The 18342-nt window shown below is 75.5% G+C and carries 15 protein-coding genes and 1 riboswitch; of the genes, 5 read left to right on the forward strand and 10 right to left on the reverse strand.

Annotation, left to right across the window (positions count from 1 at the left end):
* Positions 1-35 precede the first annotated feature (35 nt).
* Positions 36-1103 (forward strand): aminotransferase class V-fold PLP-dependent enzyme, encoded by a 1068-nt coding sequence (locus tag AB0D45_RS12940; RefSeq protein WP_362457906.1) that lies wholly within the window; start codon positions 36-38, stop codon positions 1101-1103.
* A gap of 19 nt (positions 1104-1122) precedes the next feature.
* Here the strand turns inward: AB0D45_RS12940 and AB0D45_RS12945 are convergent, their stop codons facing one another.
* The gene (locus AB0D45_RS12945) at positions 1123-2193 is read right to left on the reverse strand and encodes an aminotransferase class V-fold PLP-dependent enzyme (protein ID WP_362457909.1); all 1071 of its coding nucleotides are present in this window, start codon (positions 2191-2193) and stop codon (positions 1123-1125) included.
* A gap of 64 nt (positions 2194-2257) precedes the next feature.
* Between AB0D45_RS12945 and AB0D45_RS12950 the strand changes: the two genes are divergently transcribed.
* Together AB0D45_RS12950 and AB0D45_RS12955 are read left to right on the forward strand one after the other, a co-directional pair.
* A complete protein-coding gene (locus AB0D45_RS12950; RefSeq protein WP_362457912.1) occupies positions 2258-3352 on the forward strand; it encodes an amidohydrolase family protein in 1095 nt (364 codons plus the stop codon).
* A 197-nt stretch (positions 3353-3549) separates the two neighbouring features.
* Positions 3550-4452 (forward strand): SCO1860 family LAETG-anchored protein, encoded by a 903-nt coding sequence (locus AB0D45_RS12955; RefSeq protein WP_362457915.1) that lies wholly within the window; start codon positions 3550-3552, stop codon positions 4450-4452.
* Between the two features lie 3 nt (positions 4453-4455).
* Here AB0D45_RS12955 and AB0D45_RS12960 read toward each other — a convergent pair whose 3' ends face one another.
* Positions 4456-5640 carry a CapA family protein gene (locus AB0D45_RS12960; protein WP_362457918.1) on the reverse strand — a complete coding sequence of 395 codons (1185 nt, stop codon included), beginning with the start codon at positions 5638-5640 and terminating at the stop codon, positions 4456-4458.
* Positions 5641-5769: 129 nt separating this feature from the next.
* Positions 5770-7179 carry an Rv2231c family pyridoxal phosphate-dependent protein CobC gene (gene cobC, locus AB0D45_RS12965; protein ID WP_362458034.1) on the reverse strand — a complete coding sequence of 470 codons (1410 nt, stop codon included), beginning with the start codon at positions 7177-7179 and terminating at the stop codon, positions 5770-5772.
* A 116-nt stretch (positions 7180-7295) separates the two neighbouring features.
* Here cobC and AB0D45_RS12970 point away from each other — a divergent pair, with 116 nt between their 5' ends.
* On the forward strand, positions 7296-8078 hold the full coding sequence (locus AB0D45_RS12970; RefSeq protein WP_362457921.1) for a ZIP family metal transporter: 783 nt from the start codon (positions 7296-7298) through the stop codon (positions 8076-8078).
* Between the two features lie 20 nt (positions 8079-8098).
* On the opposite strand, the gene AB0D45_RS12975 is transcribed toward AB0D45_RS12970, so the two are convergent.
* The 7 genes from AB0D45_RS12975 to AB0D45_RS13005 form a co-directional block, all read right to left on the reverse strand.
* Positions 8099-9457: a cobyrinate a,c-diamide synthase gene (locus AB0D45_RS12975; RefSeq protein WP_362458037.1), complete on the reverse strand. Its 1359-nt coding sequence runs from the start codon at positions 9455-9457 to the stop codon at positions 8099-8101.
* A 5-nt stretch (positions 9458-9462) separates the two neighbouring features.
* Complete coding sequence (gene cobO / locus AB0D45_RS12980; RefSeq protein ID WP_361610884.1) at positions 9463-10062, reverse strand: cob(I)yrinic acid a,c-diamide adenosyltransferase; 600 nt, start codon at positions 10060-10062, stop codon at positions 9463-9465.
* Positions 10062-12182 (reverse strand): putative cobaltochelatase, encoded by a 2121-nt coding sequence (locus AB0D45_RS12985; RefSeq protein ID WP_362457924.1) that lies wholly within the window; start codon positions 12180-12182, stop codon positions 10062-10064. The genes cobO and AB0D45_RS12985 overlap by 1 nt, the downstream gene beginning before the upstream one ends.
* A 220-nt stretch (positions 12183-12402) precedes the next feature.
* The gene (locus tag AB0D45_RS12990) at positions 12403-13923 is read right to left on the reverse strand and encodes a cobyric acid synthase (RefSeq protein ID WP_362457927.1); all 1521 of its coding nucleotides are present in this window, start codon (positions 13921-13923) and stop codon (positions 12403-12405) included.
* The gene (locus AB0D45_RS12995; RefSeq protein ID WP_362457930.1) at positions 13920-14909 is read right to left on the reverse strand and encodes a cobalamin biosynthesis protein; all 990 of its coding nucleotides are present in this window, start codon (positions 14907-14909) and stop codon (positions 13920-13922) included. The genes AB0D45_RS12990 and AB0D45_RS12995 overlap by 4 nt, the downstream gene beginning before the upstream one ends.
* 58 nt (positions 14910-14967) lie before the next feature.
* Positions 14968-15054: riboswitch (cobalamin riboswitch) on the reverse strand.
* A gap of 157 nt (positions 15055-15211) precedes the next feature.
* On the reverse strand, positions 15212-15433 hold the full coding sequence (locus AB0D45_RS13000) for a hypothetical protein (protein WP_362457933.1): 222 nt from the start codon (positions 15431-15433) through the stop codon (positions 15212-15214).
* 28 nt (positions 15434-15461) lie between these two features.
* Complete coding sequence (locus tag AB0D45_RS13005) at positions 15462-16736, reverse strand: inorganic phosphate transporter (protein WP_362457936.1); 1275 nt, start codon at positions 16734-16736, stop codon at positions 15462-15464.
* Between the two features lie 386 nt (positions 16737-17122).
* Between AB0D45_RS13005 and AB0D45_RS13010 the strand changes: the two genes are divergently transcribed.
* Complete coding sequence (locus AB0D45_RS13010) at positions 17123-18253, forward strand: alpha/beta fold hydrolase (RefSeq protein WP_361609013.1); 1131 nt, start codon at positions 17123-17125, stop codon at positions 18251-18253.
* Positions 18254-18342 lie beyond the last annotated feature (89 nt).

An 18342-nucleotide genomic window follows, 5' to 3' on the forward strand; every position in this document is an offset into this window, starting at 1 on the left:
GGACTTTGAGGTGGCGGCGGCGCAGAGTGGACGGCATGGATCTTCCGCTCTCCGCCGTGTCCCGCCTGTCCGCCGCCGAGTTCGCGCACTCCACCACCTACCTCGACACCGCTGCCGCCGGCGTGCTCCCGCGGTCCGCCGTCGCCGCGGTACGGGACCTGGCCGAAGCGGCCGGAGCCGGACTGCCCGGCGGCTCCGGTGACTTCGACGTCGTCGAGCGGGTGCGGGCCGCCTTCGCCCGGCTCGTGGCGGTGGACCCGCAGCGCGTGGCCGTCGGCTCGTCCGTCGCCACCCACGTCGGCCTGATCGCGGCCTCCCTGCCCGCCGGAGCCGAAGTCCTCGTTCCCGAGCGGGACTTCGCCTCCGTCATGAACCCCTTCGTGCTGCGCGGCGACCTCAAGGTCCGCTTCGCCCCGCTGGAATCCCTCGCCGAAGCCGTCCGCCCCGGCACCCGCCTGGTCTCGCTGAGCGCCGTACAGTCCGCCGACGGCCGCACGGCCGACCTCGCCGCCGTCCGCGCGGCGGCGGACGCCCACGGGGCGCGGATGCTCGTGGACGCCACCCAGGCCGCCGGGTGGCTGCCGTTCGACGCCTCGCCGTACGAGTACACCGTCACCGGCGGCTACAAGTGGCTGCTCGGCGGCCGCGGCGCCTCGTACCTGACCGTCTCCGAGGACGCCCAGCCCGGCCTGACGCCGCTGCACGCGGGATGGGTGGCGGCCGAGTCCAAGTGGGATGCCTGCTACGGCCCGATGCGGCAACTCGCGGCCGACGCGCGCCGCTTCGACGAGTCCGCGGCGTTCCTCCCGTACTACGCCGCGCAACCCTCGCTGGCCCTGCTGGAACGCATCGGCGTCGAGGCCGTCCACGCCCACGACACCGCCCTCGCCCGCCGCTACCGGGCCGGACTCGCGGGCCTCGGCCACGAGCCCGTCCCCGGCGACGCCGCCATCGTCTCGGTGGCGGGCCTGGAGCACCGGCAGGCCGCCCTGCAGGCCGCCGGGATCCACACCTCCGCCCGCGGGGGAACCCTGCGGGCCTCCTTCCACCTCTACAACACCGAGGCGGACGTCGACCGGCTGCTGGACGTGCTGTCCGGCTGACCGCAGCCGGCTCCGGAGGTTACGCCCAGGCCGCCGAGGCCGCCGCCAGCGCCGGCGCCGGATCGGCGTCCAGGGCGCGGGCCAGCGCCCCCAGGGCCGCCCCGACCGCCTCCGGCGATGCCGCCGGGCCGTAGTGGTTGACGCGGACCATCTCCCGGGCCAGCGTCCCGCCACCCGCCGCGAGCGGCGCCGACGGGTCCGCCGCCAGGGCCTTCGCCACCACCAGCGAGGCGTCCGCGACCCGCAGCGTGGTCGCCACCGGGGCGGCCTCCGCCGGGTTCCCCACCCACGGTGCGACCCCGAGCACCTCCGCACCCGCCCGGACGGTCCGGGCGGCCGCGGCGTGCCGCTCCAGCACGCCCGCCAACCCCTCGGCCGCGATCCGGTCCAGGCAGGCCTCCAGGGCCAGCATCTCCAGCTGCGCGGGCGCGTGGAGCAGCGCCTTGCGGCCGCCGTCGATCCAGCGCTCCTTCCAGTCGAGCAGCGAGAGGTACGAACGGCGCGGCGCCGCCGGGTTGGCCGCGAACCGCTCCCAGGCCCGCTCGCTCACCGACACCGCCGAGACGCCCGCCGGGCCCCCCATCGCCTTCTGGGCGCCGATCACGCACAGGTCCACGCCCCACGCGTCCGGCAGCAGCGGCTCGGCGCCCACCGAGGCCACCGCGTCCAGCATGAACAGCGCCCCGTGGGCCCGTACGGCCGCACCGATCTCCGCGACCGGGTTGGTGTTGCCGGTCGCCGCCTCGGCGTGCACCAGGGAGACGAAGTCGATCTCCGGGTGCGCGGCCAGGGCCTCGGCGACCTGCTCGCCGGTGACGGCCGTGTCGAAGGGCACGGCCAGGTCCACCACGCGTGCCCCGGCGTCGCGCAGCCAGTTGCCGAAGGTGGTCCCGTACGGCCCCGTGACGACGTTCAGCGCCGTCGACCCCGGCCGCGCCCCCGAGCGGATGCACCCCTCCAGCGGGAGCAGCGCCTCGCCCTGGGTGATCACCACGTCGTGCCGGGTGTCCAGCAGCCGCGCGACCCCCTCCTCGATGGAGGCGAACCGCTCGGCGGTCAGCGGCGGGAGGTCCAGCAGGGGGTGGGTCACGGCGGTGCTCTCTTCGTCGGGGGTATCCGGTCGAGCGTACCCAGCACGCACGTACAGTGCCGCCATGAGTGATCACAACGGTGTGCTCCATGTGAAGGGACGCGTGCTCGTCGGGCCCCACGAGGTCCGCGACGAGCTGTGGGTCGTCGGCGGGCGGATCTCCTACGAGCGGCCGACCGCCGCCCGCGAGGTCACCACCGTCACCGGCTGGGTGCTGCCCGGGCTGGTCGACGCGCACTGCCACGTGGGCCTCGACGCCCACGGCCCGGTCGACGCCCCGACCGCCGAACGGCAGGCCCTCACCGACCGGGACGCCGGCACCCTCCTCATCCGGGACGCCGGGTCGCCCTCCGACACCCGCTGGATCGACGGCCGCGAGGACCTGCCCAAGATCATCCGGGCGGGCCGGCACATCGCCCGCACCCGCCGCTACATCCGCAACTACGCCCACGAGATCGAGCCGGACCGGCTGGTGGAGTACGTGGGCCGGGAGGCCCGGCGCGGCGACGGCTGGGTGAAGCTGGTGGGGGACTGGATCGACCGCGACGCCGGCGACCTGACGGCCTGCTGGCCGCGCGCCGAGGTCGCGGCCGCCATCGCCGAGGCGCACCGGCTGGGGGCCCGGGTCACCGCGCACTGCTTCGCGGAGGACTCGCTGCGGGACCTGGTCGAGGCGGGCATCGACTGCATCGAGCACGCCACGGGGCTCACCGAGGACACCATCCCGCTGTTCGCGGAGCGCGGGGTGGCGATCGTGCCGACCCTGGTGAACATCGGGACGTTCCCGAAGCTCGCCGCGGGCGGCGAGGCCAAGTTCCCCCGCTGGTCCGCGCACATGCGGCGGCTGCACGAGCGCCGGTACGACACCGTCCGGGCCGCCTGGGACGCGGGCATCGCGGTGTACGTCGGCACGGACGCGGGGGGTTCCCTGCCGCACGGCCTGGTCGCCGCGGAGGTCGCGGAACTGGTGAAGGCCGGGATCCCGCCGCTGGACGCCCTTTCGGCGACCGCCTGGGCGGCACGGGAATGGCTCGGCAGGCCGGGTCTGACCGAGGGCGCCCCGGCCGACCTCGTGGTCTACGCCGCCGACCCGCGGGCCGACGTACGGGCCCTGGCCCAGCCGGAGCGGGTGATCGTGAACGGCGTGGTCCGGGCCTGACGCGTGTGCCGGACGGTGTCGATGGGGCGCGGAAAATCGAATACATGCGTGGAAACCACCCTTTGGGGTGAACTCACGTCAGGCTGCTGACCGTTCACTCTCCGTGCGTAAGGATTTCGAACGTCGAAGCCGTCGGCGTGCGCGATGTCCCCCATTGGCGCCGCGGCGGCACCCATCTCCCCGGGGGTTCCACCATCTTGAACAGCAACACCTTCCGCATGCCCGCGGCCGTCCTGCTCGCCACGGGGGCGGTGGCCCTGCTCGCCGCACCGCCCGCCCTCGCCGCGGACGGCGCGGCCGGCAAGGAGGGAACGTCCGGCGCCGTCGTCCTGCGGGCCGGGCTGGACGTGGGCCTGCTCAACAAGGCCGTGCACGTGCCGCTGAAGGCCAGCCTCAACGAGGTCACCGCCCCCGCCACCGCCGAGAAGACGGCCCTCACCGTCACCCTCGACGGCGCCGAACAGGGCCGGCCGGTCAGCGTCCTGCGGGCGGACGTCGCCACCGCCAAGGCCACCGCCGACAAGGACCGCGCCCAGGCCGAGTCGAACCTCGCCCACGCCCGCGTGCACGTCCCCGGGCTGCCCGCGCTCTCCCTCGTCGAGGTGGAGAAGGTCACCTCCAAGGCCGTCTGCGAGGCGGGCAAGAAGCCGGTCGCCTCCGCGAACGTCCTCGGGACGGTCACCGCCCTCGGCAAGAAGGTCACCCTGACCGCCGGCGGCCCCACCCAGGTCGAGGTCCCCGGCGTCGGCCAGGTCTCCCTGGAGCTCTCCGGTACGCAGACCACCTCCACCACCGCCGCGGCGGCCGCCCTGCGCCTGAAGGTGACGGTCAACCCGCTCAACCTGAACGTCGCCCAGGTCGACGGCGAGGTCGTGCTCGCCGAAGCGCACTGCGAGGCACCCGGCCGGGCCGCGCCCGGCCCCCGGCCGGCGACCACGCCCGACGTCAAGCCGCAGACCGCGACGCGGAGCACGACGCAGGCCAACCTCGCCGAGACCGGAGCCGGTTCGGTGACCCCCTACGTCGCCGGCGGCGCCCTGCTCCTGCTCGGCATCGGCGCCGGCGCACTCGTCGTGACCCGGCGCGGCAGGACCCGCTGACGCTCAGCGGGAGGCGTGCTCCAGCCCCTGGCCGACGGCACCGCGCGAGGTGACGGCCGCGGTGACCTCCTTGTCGACCCGGGCGTACTCGGGGCGGTCCGCCGCGCAGGAGGCGCAGACGACCCGGAACGGCGGGCCCATGTCCGAGTACTGCGTCAGGTACTCGGCCTTGACCACCTCCCAGCGGCCGCTGTACGCCGCCGCCGGGGCGAAGGTGAAGCGGGGGATCGAGGACATGTTGCCCCGGGCCTTCTCGGGCTCGTAGAAGCTGGCGACCTGGTCGCCCATGCCGAACACCACCCAGGTACCGTTGATCTTCTCGTAGGGCTGCGGCACGTGGTTGTGCGTACCGAGGACCAGATCGATGTCGGGCAGGCCGTCGGCCCCGCGAGAGGCCGTCAGCGCCTGTGCCAGATCGCGCTGCTGCTGGTCGGGCGCCGTCTGCCACTCGGTACCCCAGTGGATGCTGAGGACGACGACGTTCGCGCCGGCCGCCCGCGCCGCGCGGGCGTCGGCGATGATCCGGCCCTGGTCGATCAAGTTCACGGCCCAGGGCTTGCCGGCCGGGAGCGGTATGCCGTTCGTCCCGTACGTGTAGTCCAGCTGGGCGACCTTCGCGCCGCCGGCCGAGAGCAGCGCAGGCGCCTTGGCCTCCTCGGCGCTGCGCGCCGAGCCGACGTGCCGCAGGCCGACGCGGTCGAGGTGGTCGAGGGTGCGGGTGAGGCCGTCGTAGCCGTCGTCGAGGGTGTGGTTCGAGGCGGTGGAACAGCTGTCGTACCCGGCGTCCTTGAGGGCGTCGGCCAGCTGGTGCGGCGCCTTGAAGGCGGGGTAGCCGGTGTAGGGGCCGCCGGGCCTTCCGTACGGTATCTCGTGGTGGCATATCGCCAGGTCGGCGGCGGCCACGAGGGGCTTGACGCCCGCCAGTATCTTCCGGAAGTCGTACTCGCCGGGCTTGCCGGCGTCGTCCTGCGAACGCTGGATGATCGAGGGGTACGGGATGATGTCGCCCGTCGCCACCAGCGTGAACGGCGTCCCGGCCGGAGCCGCCTTGCTGGTGCCGGGCCGGGCCCCGAGCCGCTGCTCGGCGGTGTCGGCGCCGTGCTCCAGGAACCGGGGCGCGGCGTACACGGCTCCGCCGACCACCGCCAGTCCCGCCAGGCCGAGGCCTATTCGCGTCGCCGCCTTCATGTGCCGCCCCCTCGTCGCAGTTCCCGCCATCGTAGGCGCCGCCGCCCCCGGCCGACGCGCAGCCACCCCGCCTCCGGCCCCGCCCCGCCGGGACGCCGGCGGCCGCCTCGCCGGGCAGCGGCGGGACCCCTACCGCGCGGCCAGCGCGAGGGCGTGGTCCAGTGCCTGGAGCAGGCTTCCCGTCGTCGCGCGGTCGCGGACCGCCAGGCGGAGCCAGGTCGCGTCCAGCCCCGGGAAGGTGTCGCCCCGCCGGACCGCGAAGCCCAGCGCGCGCAGCCGGGTGCGGACCTCCGCCGCGCCGGGGATCCGGATCAGGACGAACGGGCCCTCGGCCACCCCCGACACCGTCACCTCCTCGAACTCCGCCAGCCCCGCCAGCAGGTGCTCCCGGTCCACCGCGATCTGCCGCGCCGCGGCCTCCGCCTCGGCCAGCGCCCGCGGCGACACGCACGCCTGCGCCGCGACCAGCGCCGGCGTCGACACCGGCCACAGCGGCTGCACGGCGGCCAGCTTCGCGATGACCTCCGGCTCCGCCAGGACGTACCCGATCCGCAGCCCCGCCAGCCCCCAGGTCTTCGTCAGGCTCCGCAGCACCACCAGCCCCGGCACGTCCATCCGCCCGGCCAGCGCTTCCCGTTCGCCCGGGACCGCGTCCATGAACGCCTCGTCCACCACCAGGATCCGCCCCGGCCGGGCCAGCGCGGCCAGCGCCCGCGCCGGGTGCAGGACGGACGTCGGGTTGGTCGGGTTGCCGACGACCACCAGGTCGGCTTCCTCCGGCACCGCCGCCGGGTCCAGCCGGAAGCCGTCCTCGGGCCGCAGGACCACCCGCTCCACCCGGTGCCCCGCGTCCCGCAGCGCTGCCTCCGGCTCCGTGAACTGCGGGTGCACCACGACCGGCCGTACGGCGCCCAGGGCCCGCGCGATCAGGACGAACGCCTCGGCCGCCCCCGCCGTCAGCAGCACCCGTTCGGCCGGTACCCCGTGCCGCGCCGCCACCGCCGCCCGCGCCGCCCGCCCGTCCGGGTACGCGGCGAGGTCTCCGAGGCAGGACGCGATCCGCTCCTTGAGCCACTGGGGCGGCGTGTCCGAGCGGACGTTCACCGCGAGGTCCACCAGCGCGCCGCCCGCGTCCGCCACCTCCGCGTCCCCGTGGTGGCGCAGGTCGTGCTCCTCGGCGGTGGCCACCGCGCACGTCGCCGCCACCGACCGGCGCTTCGGCACGAGGAGCTCTCCGCCGCCCGCCAGCGCCGCGGCCTCCGCCACCGAGGCCGTCCCGGAGGCGTCCCACACTGCGGAGGAGGGGTGCGGGACCGCGATCCGCGCGAGCTCCTCGGCGGGATAGCCGACCAGCGGCACGCCGAAACGTTCCGCCGCCCCCGCGATCCCCGGCTCCCGCACCTTCGCCTCCACCGTGGCCAGCGCCGTCACCGCCCCCGTGGCCAGCCCGGCCCCCCGCAGCGTCTCCTCGACCAGCGCGCAGACCTCCGCGACGGAGACCCCCGCCCGCCCGCCGACCCCGACCACCAGCCGCGTCACGTACTCACCCACCGGGATCAGTCCCCCTTCTTTCCTCGGTCCGTCGTCAACACCGTGTCGTCCGCCGCCCGCGCGCGGAAGTGCGCACCGGGCCGCCAGTCGGTATCCAGGGGCACATGGCGGTGATCGTGGCTCTGGGCGCGTTCCTGATGACGCTGGCGGGCGGCTGGACGGCGCAACGCGTCACCGACCGCCGCCACCTGGTGCTCGGCCTGGCCGGCGGGCTGATGCTCGGCGTGGTCGGCCTCGACCTGCTGCCGGAGGCGATGCACGCGGCCGGCGGCGAGGTGTTCGGCGTCCCGCTGGCCCTGCTGCTCTTCGTGGGCGGCTTCCTGGTCGCCCACGTGGTGGAACGCCTGCTCGCCGTGCGCCAGGCCGCGCACGGCGCGGCGAACAACGGCGCGGCGACCACCCCGGACGGCCACGGCCACGGCCACGGCCACGGCCCCGGCGGCGGCCGCGTCCCCCAGGTCGGGCTCACGGCGGCCGCCGCGATGGTCGGCCACAGCGTGGCCGACGGGGTGGCGCTCGGCGCGGCCTTCCAGGTCGGCGGCGGCATGGGCGCGGCCGTCGCCCTGGCGGTCGTCACCCACGACTTCGCCGACGGGTTCAACACGTACACGCTCACCCGCCTGTACGGGAACGCCCGCCGCAGGGCCCTGATGATGCTCTTCGCGGACGCCGTGGCGCCGGTCGTGGGCGCCGCGTCCACCCTGCTGTTCACCCTTCCGGAGGAACCGCTCGGGGCGTACCTCGGATTCTTCGGCGGCGCCCTGCTCTACCTGGCGGCCGCCGAGATCCTTCCCGAGGCGCACCACAGGCACCCCGCCCTGTCCACGCTGATGTGCACGGTGGGCGGGGTGGCCGGGATCTGGCTGGTGGTCGGCCTCGCGGACTGACCCCGGGCCGGGGGAGCGGGTCACCGGTACGCTGCCGCCGCCCGCGTGAAGCGCCGGGCGACCGAGGGCTCCGCCGCCCAGTGGGTGTGCAGGTAGCTGGCGTGCACGCCCTGCCGTACGAAGCCCTCGACGCGGCGTTCGGGATGGACGAACCCCCACGCCGGCGCGTCCCCGGCGCCGGGCTCGGTCACCGTCCGGTGGAACTCGTGCCCCCGCATCCGCGTCCCGGCGACGGCCAGGGCGCTGTCGGAGACCGCCACCGCCTCCCGGTAGCCGAGCGTGAGCCGCTCCGACATCCGCGCGTCGGCGTCGAGCACCCCGCACATGGGCTTCCCGTCGAGGGACCGGGCCAGGTACAGCAGCCCGGCGCACTCGGCGGCGACCGGCCCGCCGGCGGCGGCGAAGTCCGCGACGGCCGCCCGCAGCGGCTCGTTCGCCGACAGCTCGGGGGCGTACACCTCGGGGAACCCGCCGCCTATCACCAGTCCGGCGGTCCCCTCGGGGAGGGCCTCGTCCCGGAGCGGGTCGAAGGTGACCACCTCGGCTCCGGCGGCCGTCAGCAGCTCCGCGTGCTCGGCGTACGAGAACGTGAACGCGGCCCCGCCGGCGACGGCGACCACCGGACGCCGGCCCCCCGGGACGGCCGGCTCCGCGGGCGCCGGCGACCACGGCGCGCAGTCCAGCGCCGGAGCCGTCCGCGCCAGGGCCATCAGCGCGTCCAGGTCGCAGCCCGCCCGCACCTGCCCGGCCAGCGCCGCCACCGCCGCGAGGGCGTCGGCCCGCCGCTCGGCCACCGGAACCAGCCCCAGGTGCCGGGACGGCGTCGCCACCTGCGGGGCCCGCCGCATCACACCGAGGACCGGCATCCCGGCCTCCTCCAGCGCCTCGCGCAGCATCACCTCGTGCCGGTCGGAGCCCACCTTGTTGAGGATCACCCCGCCGAGCCGCACCTGCGGGTCGAACGAGGCGAAGCCGTGCACCAGCGCCGCCACCGACCGCGACTGCGAGGAGGCGTCCACCACCAGCACCACCGGCGCCCGCAGCAGCTTCGCCACCTGCGCCGTCGACGCCAGCTCACCGCGCCCGGCGGCCCCGTCGTAGAGCCCCATCACGCCCTCGACCACCGCGAGGTCGCACCCGGCGGAGCCGTGCGCGAACAGCGGGCCGACCAGCTCCGGCCCGCACATGAAGGCGTCCAGGTTGCGGCCCGGCCGGCCCGTGGCCAGCGCGTGGTACCCGGGGTCGATGTAGTCGGGCCCGGCCTTGTGCGGGGACACGGCGAGGCCGCGCTCCGCGAAGGCCGCCATCAGGCCCGTCGCCACGGTGGTCTTGCCGCTGCCGGAGGACGGCGCGGCGATGACCAGCCGGGGCACGTTCACGGACGTCACCACTCGATGCCCTTCTGGCCCTTCTGGCCGGCGTCCATGGGGTGCTTGACCTTGGTCATCTCGGTGACGAGGTCCGCGAACTCCACGAGCTTCTGCGGGGCGTTGCGGCCGGTGATGACCACGTGCTGGGTACCGGGGCGGTCCCGCAGCACCTCGATCACCTCGTCCACGTCGATCCAGCCCCAGTGCAGCGGGTACGCGAACTCGTCGAGCACGTACAGCCGGTGCGTCTCGGCCGCCAGATCGCGCTTGACCTGCTCCCAGCCCTCCTTGGCCGCCTGCTCGTTGTCGAGCTGCGCGTCCCGCTGGACCCAGGACCAGCCCTCGCCCATCTTGTGCCAGACGACCGGGCCGCCCTCGCCGGAGGCGCCCAGCACCTTGAGCGCGTTCTCCTCGCCGACCTTCCACTTGGCCGACTTCACGAACTGGAACACCCCGATCGGCCAGCCCTGGTTCCAGGCGCGCAGCGCCAGCCCGAAGGCGGCCGTCGACTTGCCCTTGCCCGGGCCGGTGTGGACGAAGACGAGCGGACGGTTGCGGCGCTGACGCGTCGTGAGTCCGTCGTCCGGTACGACGGTCGGCTGTCCCTGCGGCATTACGCGGCCCTCCTGGTGGCGCTGTTGGACAGCGCAGTGTCGGTCACTGCGCTGCGTACGTTCTTCACGAGCCCGGCCAGTGAGTCGGCCCGCAGCCCGTCGAGGGTCACGGCGGGCCCGCCCAGATCGGCGGCCAGCGCCCCCGCCAGCCCCAGCCGGACCGGCCCGGACTCGCAGTCCACGACCACCGAGGCGGTCCCGTCAGCGGCCAGCAGCCGGGCGCTGCGCCCCGCCAGTTCGCGCGGGTCGCCGCCGACGGCCCCCGCCGAGGTGGCCCGCCCGTCGGTGACGACCACCAGCAGCGGCCGGCGCGAGGGGTCCCGCAACCGCTCGATGCGCAGGACCTCGTGGGCCTTGAGCAGCCCCGACGCCAGCGGGGTGCGGCCACCGGTGGGCAGCCGCTCCAGCCGGGCGGCGGCCGCGTCCACCGACGAGGTGGGCGGCAGCGCGAGTTCGGCGCCGGCGCCGCGGAAGGTGATCAGTCCGACCTTGTCCCGGCGCTGGTAGGCGTCCAGCAGCAGCGAGAGCACCGCGCCCTTGACCGCGCCCATGCGCTGCCGGGCGGCCATCGAGCCGGAGGCGTCCACGACGAAGAGCACGAGATTGCCCTCGCGGCCCTCCCGGGTGGCCTGGCGCAGGTCGTCCTTGCGCACGACGAGGCCGCGCCCGGCGCGTCCGCGCGCCTTCTGGTGCGGGGCGGCGGCGTGCACGGTGGCCGCCAGGTGCAGCTTCGTCAGCTGGCCGCGGGGACGCTGGGCGCCGGTGGTGCGGCCGTGCGCGGTACGGGCGCGCGAGCGCCGCCCGGCCGCGCCCTCGCCGAGGCCGGGCACGCTGAGCATCTTGGTGCGGAACGGCTCGGCGGCCCGTACGGCGGCCTGCTCGGCCCCGCCGCCGGAGCCGGCCTGCGGGGCGGAGGGCTGCGGCTCGGGGGCCTCGGCTTCCGGGGCGGCCGTCTCCTCGGGCGCGTCGGGGGCGTGGCCGGTCTCGGGCCCGCCCTGCGGGGGCACCCCGCCGCCGTCCCCGTCCGGCCCGCCGTCGGGGCCGCCGTCCGGGCCGCCGCCGTCGTCCGGGCCTTCGGGCTCCGGGTCCGGCTCGGGCTCCGGCTCCTCGTCGGGGAACCGGTCCAGGATCTCGTCCAGCTTGTCCTCGTCCAGCCCGGGCGCGTCGAACGGGTTGCGCCGGCGCCGGTGGGGGAGGGCCAGCAGGGCGGCCTGCCGGACGTCCTCCTTGCGCACGGAGGTCCGCCCGGCCCAGGCCGCCAGCGCCGTCGCGGTACGGGCCATCACGATGTCGGCGCGCATGCCGTCGACCTCGAACCCGGCGCAGGTGGCGGCGATCTGGAGCAGCGCGGTGTCCCCGAGCCGGACCTGGGGGAGCAGCGCCCGGGCGGCCACGACCCGGGCGCGCACCTCGTGCTCGTCCCCGGCCCAGCGGGCGGCGAAGCCGGCGGGATCGTCCTCGTACGCGAGCCGGCGGCGCACCACCTCGACCCGCTGCTCGGGCTCCCGGGAGGCCGCGACCTCGACGGTCAGCCCGAACCGGTCCAGGAGCTGCGGGCGCAGCTCGCCCTCCTCCGGGTTCATCGTGCCGACGAGCAGGAAGCGGGCGGCGTGCCGTACGGAGACGCCCTCGCGCTCCACGTAGGAGGCGCCCATGGCGGCGGCGTCCAGGAGCAGGTCGATGAGGTGGTCGTGGAGCAGGTTGACCTCGTCGACGTACAGGATGCCCCGGTGCGCGTCGGCGAGCAGCCCCGGCTCGAAGGCCTTCACGCCCTCCGCGAGGGCCCGCTCGATGTCGAGGGCGCCGACGAGCCGGTCCTCGGAGGCGCCGACGGGCAGCTCGACCATGCGGGCGGGGCGGGCGGCGGTGGACCCGGGCTCGTGGGGACCGTCGGGGCACGCCGGATCGGGCGCGGCCGGCGCGCACGAGAAACGGCAGCCGGGGACGACGTCCACCTGCGGCAGCAGCGCGGACAGCGCGCGCACGGCGGTGGACTTGGCGGTCCCCTTCTCCCCGCGCACGAGCACGCCGCCGACCGCCGGGCTCACGGCGTTGAGCAGGAGCGCGAGGCGCAGGTCGGTCTGGCCGACCACGGCCGTGAACGGGTAGGGCGTGCTCATACGGTTGCCCCTCCTTCGTGGGTACGGGTACGCGGGCACGGGCTGTGACGAGTGGGGTGCGCCCGTTCCCCGGGGGGCTCCGCCCCCGGACCCCCGCGCCTCGAACGCCGGCGGGGCCGAACGTCCAGCCCGTCCGGCGTTCGAGGACCGGGGTCAGGGGCGGAGCCCCTGGGAACGGGGGAAGGGCGGGTAGGGGAACAGCCCCGCAGGGCCGCCGTGCTCACGGCGCGCCCGGGGGGAGGAACGGGAGGCCCGCCGGGGCGCCGGACTCGATCAGCCGGAGCAGCGCATCCGTGTCGGCGTGTTCGGCGATCAGGTCGCCCAGCACGTCCAGCTGTTCCTCCCGCAGCGCGGCGAAGGACGTGTCCGGGGCCGGCACGAAGCGGCGCCCGGCAGCCGCGGCGACCTCCCGCAGGAACGCCCGGCGGAAGCCGTCCGACTCCAGGGAGCCGTGCCAGTGGGTGCCCCACACGGACCCGACCCGGCACCCGTCGAGGAACGGCTCCCCGCCCAGCACCTCGGCGACCCCGTGGTGGATCTCGTACCCCTCCACCGGCTCGCCGAGGGCGGTACCCGTCGGCCGGGCCAGCGTCTTGTCCGCCGCGAAGCGCACCCGCACCGGCAGCAGTCCGAGCCCCGCCACGGAGCCCGCCTTGGACTCGACCTCGTCCTCGATGTGCTCGCCCAGCGCCTGGAAGCCGCCGCAGATGCCCAGCACCGGACGCCCCTCGGCGGCCCGCCGCGCCAGCGAGGCCGCGAGCCCGCGCTCGCGCAGCCACTCCAAGGCCTTCACCGTGCCGCGCGTGCCCGGTACGACGACCAGGTCGGCGTCGGCCAGCTCCTCGGCCCGGTCCACGAACCGCACGACCACGCCCGGCTCCGCCGCCAGCGCGTCCACGTCGGTGAAGTTCGACATCAGCGGCACCGCGCACACCGCGACCCGCAGCACGTCCTCGCCGACCGGCGGGGCGACCACGGACTCCCGTACCGCACCCCGCAGGGAGACCCGCAGGCCGTCCTCCTCGTCGATGCCCAGCCCGTGCCGGAAGGGCAGCACCCCGTACGTCGACCGCCCGGTCAGGCCGCGCAGCATCTCCATGCCGGGCTCCAGCAGCGACACGTCGCCGCGGAACTTGTTGACCATGTACCCGGCTATCAGCGACTGGTCCTCGGGGGAGAGCAGCGCCGTCGTCCCGAAGAAGGAGGCGAAGACGCCGCCCCGGTCGATGTCGCCGACCACGACCACGGGGAACCGCGCGGCCCGCGCGATGCCCATGTTCACGATGTCGGTCCGGCGCAGGTTGATCTCGGCCGGGCTGCCCGCCCCCTCGCAGATCACGGCGTCATACGTGCCCCGCAGCTGTTCCAGGCAGTCCGTGACGATCCCGAGGAGCTGCTCCTGGCGTCCGCCGTGGTAGCCGCGGGCGCTCATCTCGCCCACCGGCCTGCCCAGCAGCACCACCTGGCTGCTGCGGTCGCCGCCCGGCTTGAGCAGTACGGGGTTCATCAGCGCGGTCGGCTCCACCCGGGCCGCCTGGGCCTGCATGGCCTGGGCGCGGCCGATCTCGGCGCCCTCCCGCGTCACGAACGAGTTCAGCGACATGTTCTGGGCCTTGAACGGGGCCACCTTCACGCCCTGGCGGGCCAGCCAGCGGCAGATGCCCGCCGTGACCACGCTCTTGCCCGCGTCCGACGTCGTACCCGCGACCAGCAGTCCGCCGCCGCGCTTCGCGCCGCTCATGCCCCCGCCCTCCTCACGCGGCGTCCCCCGCGTCCTCGTGCCGCCACTGTCCGTGCGGCCAGCGTCCGGGCCACCACGCACGCCCCCAGCGCCAGCCAGGTCACCCGCCGCGACAGCCGTACGGCCCGCTCGATGTCCGCCACCTCCACCGGCCGTCCGGTGGCGCCGTTCAATACCGCCCGGTGCTCGACCCGGCCGCCGTACGCGAGGGTCCCGCCCAGGCGGACGCCGAGCGCACCCGCGAAGGAGGCCTCCACCGGGCCGGCGTTGGGGCTGGGATGGGCGGCGGCGTCCGCGCGCCAGGCCCGTACGGCTCCCCGCCGGTCGGGACCGGCCGCCACGGCGGCGAGGGCCGTCAGCCGGGCTCCGGGCCAGCCCGCCACGTCGTCCAGCCGGGCGGAGGCCCAGCCGTAGCGCAGGTAGCGGGGCGACTTGTGGCCCACCATGGCGTCCAGGGTGTTCACGGCGCGGAAGGCCAGCAGCCCGGGCACCCCGGCGACGGCGCCCCACACCAGGGCCCCGACCACCGCGTCGGAGGTGTTCTCCGCGACGGACTCCACGACCGCTCGGGCCATCTGCTGTTCGTCCAGCGCCTGGGGGTCCCGCCCGCACAGGTGCGGAAGCCGCTCCCGGGCCACCTCCGCGTCCCCGGCGGCGAGCGCCCCGCCGATGGCGCGGGCCTCCCGGCCGAGCGAGGTGCCGCCGACCACGGCCCAGGTGGCCGCGGCGGTCAGGGCGATACGGGCGGCCGCGGGCCGGGAGCGCACGGCGCGCGCGCCCAGCGCGCCGACGGCGGCGGCGCCGCCCGCGCAGACGAGGGTGTGCAGGAGGCCCCGGGCGCGGTCGTCGCGCCACAGGGCGCCCTCGACGGCGGCGGCGGCTCGTCCGAAGGCGGCCACGGGGTGCCCCCGGCGCGGATCCCCGAGGATCCGGTCGCCGATCAGGCCCGCCGTGACGCCGTACGCGAAGACGCGGTCGGCACGCATGGTGGCAGGTATGTCCTCACTCAGGGTCCGCGCCCTGGTTCGACGTGTCCGGCGGCGAGAGTTCCTGGCTCCCGGGACGCACGCGCCGCGTGCGCTCCCCGGTGACAGTGGCGGGACCGCGCCGGATTCGCACCGGACTTCCTCTCCATGCCGCCGTGTTGGCTCGGGCAGTCCACCACGCCCCGCGAACGCCCGTCAACTTGCCGTTGACCTGGCGGGACGGAGGGCCGGGAAGGGGCGCGGGCACGCGAAAGCTCCCTCCGGTGGACCCGGAGGGAGCTTTCGTACGCGGTGCGCCGGTGTCAGCTGACGATCAGGTAGATCCCGTAGGCGACGGCCGCGGCGCAGAGCGCGAAGCAGGCGTAGGCGCCGCTGCGGGCCATGGTCGCGGCCCCGCCCCGCTCGGTGGCGGCCTCGTGCTTGGACAGGCCCACCAGGCCCAGGGAGAAGAGGGCCACGAGGGCGACGGTGGCGGAGAGGCTGACCCCGAAGACGGAGCCGAGTGCTGCCCAGTCGATCTTCATACTGCCGTTTCCTCTGTCGTTCTCGGGGTCAGACCGCTGCGGCCGGGGCCGCGGGGGTCGCCGGGGTGGCCGTCACGGCCGGGATGGTGGCCCTGAGGTCCTCGTCGGTCACCGCGGCGGTGGTGCCCGCGACCGGCGGGACGGCGACGGCGGCCATGGCGGTGGTGACCACGCCGGGCTGCTCGCCCGTGGAGGAGGCCGCGGCCTCCTCGTTGACGTTGGTGTGGTCGACGACCTGGCGGCGGGAGATCACCCAGATGGCGGCGCAGGAGGCGACCAGGAAGGCCGCGACGGCGGCGACGCCGACGTCACCGGTGCGCATGACCAGCTCGGCGCCGGAGGCGACGAGGGCGGCGGCCGGCAGGGTCAGGCCCCACGCGACGAACATGCGGGTGGCGGTGGACCAGCGGACCACGCCGCCCTTGCGGCCCAGGCCCGCGCCCATGACGGCGCCGGAGCAGGCGTGCGTGGTGGAGAGGGAGAAGCCGAGGTTCGAGGAGGCCAGGATGACGCTGGCGGCCGAGGTCTGGGCGGCGAAGCCCTGCTGCGGCTGGAGGTCGGTGAGGCCGCTGCCCATGGTGCGGATGATGCGCCAGCCGCCCAGGTAGGTGCCCATGGCGATGGCCAGGCCGGCGGAGACGATGACCCAGACCGGCGGGTTGGAGCCGGGCGCGAGCGCGCCGCCGGCGACCAGGGCCAGGGTGATGATGCCCATCGTCTTCTGCGCGTCGTTGGTGCCGTGGGCGAGGGAGACCAGGCCGGCGGAGGCGATCTGGCCGGCCTTGTAGCCCTTGGCGGAGGTCTTCTCGCCGACCTTGCCGTTCAGCTTGTACGTGACCTTCGCGGCCAGCATCGCGGCCGCACCGGCCACGATCGGGGCGGCGACGGCGGGGATCAGCACCTTGGTGACGACGACGCTGCCGTTGACCGCGCCGAGGCCGGCGGAGGCGACGGCCGCACCGATCAGGCCGCCCATCAGAGCGTGGGAGGAACTGGAGGGGAGGCCGACCAGCCAGGTGACGAGGTTCCAGAGGATCGCGCCGACCAGGGCGGCGAAGATCACCTCGGGCTGGATGCCCTCCTCGTTGACCAGGCCCTTGGAGATCGTCTTGGCGACCTCCACGGACATGAACGCGCCGACGAGGTTGAGCACGGCGGACATGGCCACCGCCGTCTTGGGCTTGAGGGCGCCGGTCGAGATGGTGGTCGCCATCGCGTTGGCTGTGTCGTGGAAACCGTTCGTGAAGTCGAACACGAGAGCGGTGATGATCACGATCCCGAGGAGAAGCGTTATGTGCTCCATTTACCCAGGCTTCTGTTTGGCGTCAGTGGCACGGCGACCGTAGGCAACCTGGGTGAACGGAAGATGAACTGACTCGGGCGACACGGTGTCCTCACGCGCCACACGATCGGGTCATTCGCCCGGTTCTTTTGTAGTTATCCCGGTTCATGCACGTCAAAGCGGGGTGAACGGACCCTTCCGGCAGGTTCCGCGGTCCTGCGGGATCCCCCTCCGGACGCCCGGAGGAGAGCTAGATCACTCCACTTGAGGCCGCCCCGCATTCCGCTCGCGGAGCTCGCGGGCGGCATCCCCGCGGCCGGCGCGGCCCGCGCCCGCCGACGCGGGCCTCCTGACCGGAATGATCTCCTCCGGTGGCCCGCCGGCCGCCCCGCCCCGAGACTGGAGCGGTGCGTACCGCCACAGCGACGGCAGCGGCCGTCACCACGACCCTGATTGGTGCCGGAGCAGCCGCGGTCGCGGCCGGCCGGTACGCCGCCGACGCCGCCCTGCGGCCCGAACCCGGCCGCCCCCTGCCCGGCGGCCCCCCGCTGAGCGTCCACTCCACCGCCCCCGGCCGGATCGCCCTCACCCGCTCGCTGGCCTCCCTGCGCCCCGGTGTCCACGGACTGGAGGCGCCCGGGGTGCACGCCGTGGTCGGCTCCGTCCTCACCGGCGTCCCGCACGCCCCCGACACCGTCGTACGCCGCCTGCTCGCCGTCACCCACGGCAGCCTGACCCCCGGCATGCGGGTCGCCCTCACCCCCCAGGTGCACCGGGGCAACCCCCGCACCGCCCTCGGGCTGGACCACGCCGACGTGGACGTCCCCGGGGAGCTCGGCCCGCTCCCCGCCTGGTTCCTGCCTGGCGCCCGGGGCACCTGGGTGATCACCGTCCACGGGCTCGGCACCACCCGGGAGCACCCGATGGCGGTCATGCCCTTCCTGCACGGCCACCGCCTCCCCGTGCTCGACCTCGCCTACCGCGGCGACCTCGGCGCCCCCGCCTCCCCCGACGGCCTCGGCCACCTCGGCGAGTCCGAGTGGCGCGACCTGGACGCCGCCATCCGCTACGCCCTGCGCTACGGGGCCCGCCGCGTGGTGCTGTACGGCTGGTCCACCGGAGCCACCATGGCCCTGCGCGCCGTCGAGCGCTCCGCCCTGGCCGGGCGGATCTCCGGGGTCGTCCTCGACTCGCCCGTCCTGGACTGGCACACCACCCTGCGCGCGCTCGCCGCCGCCCGCCGCACCCCCGCCCCGCTGCTCCCGCTCGCGGTCCGCGCCGCCGAGGGCCGCGCCGGGCTGCGCGCCGACCACCGGGCCCCCGCCGCGGACCCCGGCGCGCTGAGCGTCCCCGTCCTGCTCTTCCACGGGCCCGCCGACACCATCGCCCCCTGGGAGCCCTCCCGCCGGCTCGCCGCCGCCCGGCCCGACCTGGTCACCCTGCACACCGTCATGGACGCGGGGCACGGGGCGATGTGGAACGCCGACCCGCTCCGGTACGAGGAGGCGCTGCGCCGCTTCCTCGTCCCCCTCATGTGAGGTGCGATGCGGCGCGGAGGGTGAAGGGCCTGGGGCGGACGGGACGGCATGGGGGATTCCTCCCGGTTCATCCGGCCCGTGACCTGTGG

The sequence above is a fragment of the Streptomyces sp. NPDC048352 genome, assembly GCF_040651895.1.
Lineage (GTDB): Bacteria > Actinomycetota > Actinomycetes > Streptomycetales > Streptomycetaceae > Streptomyces.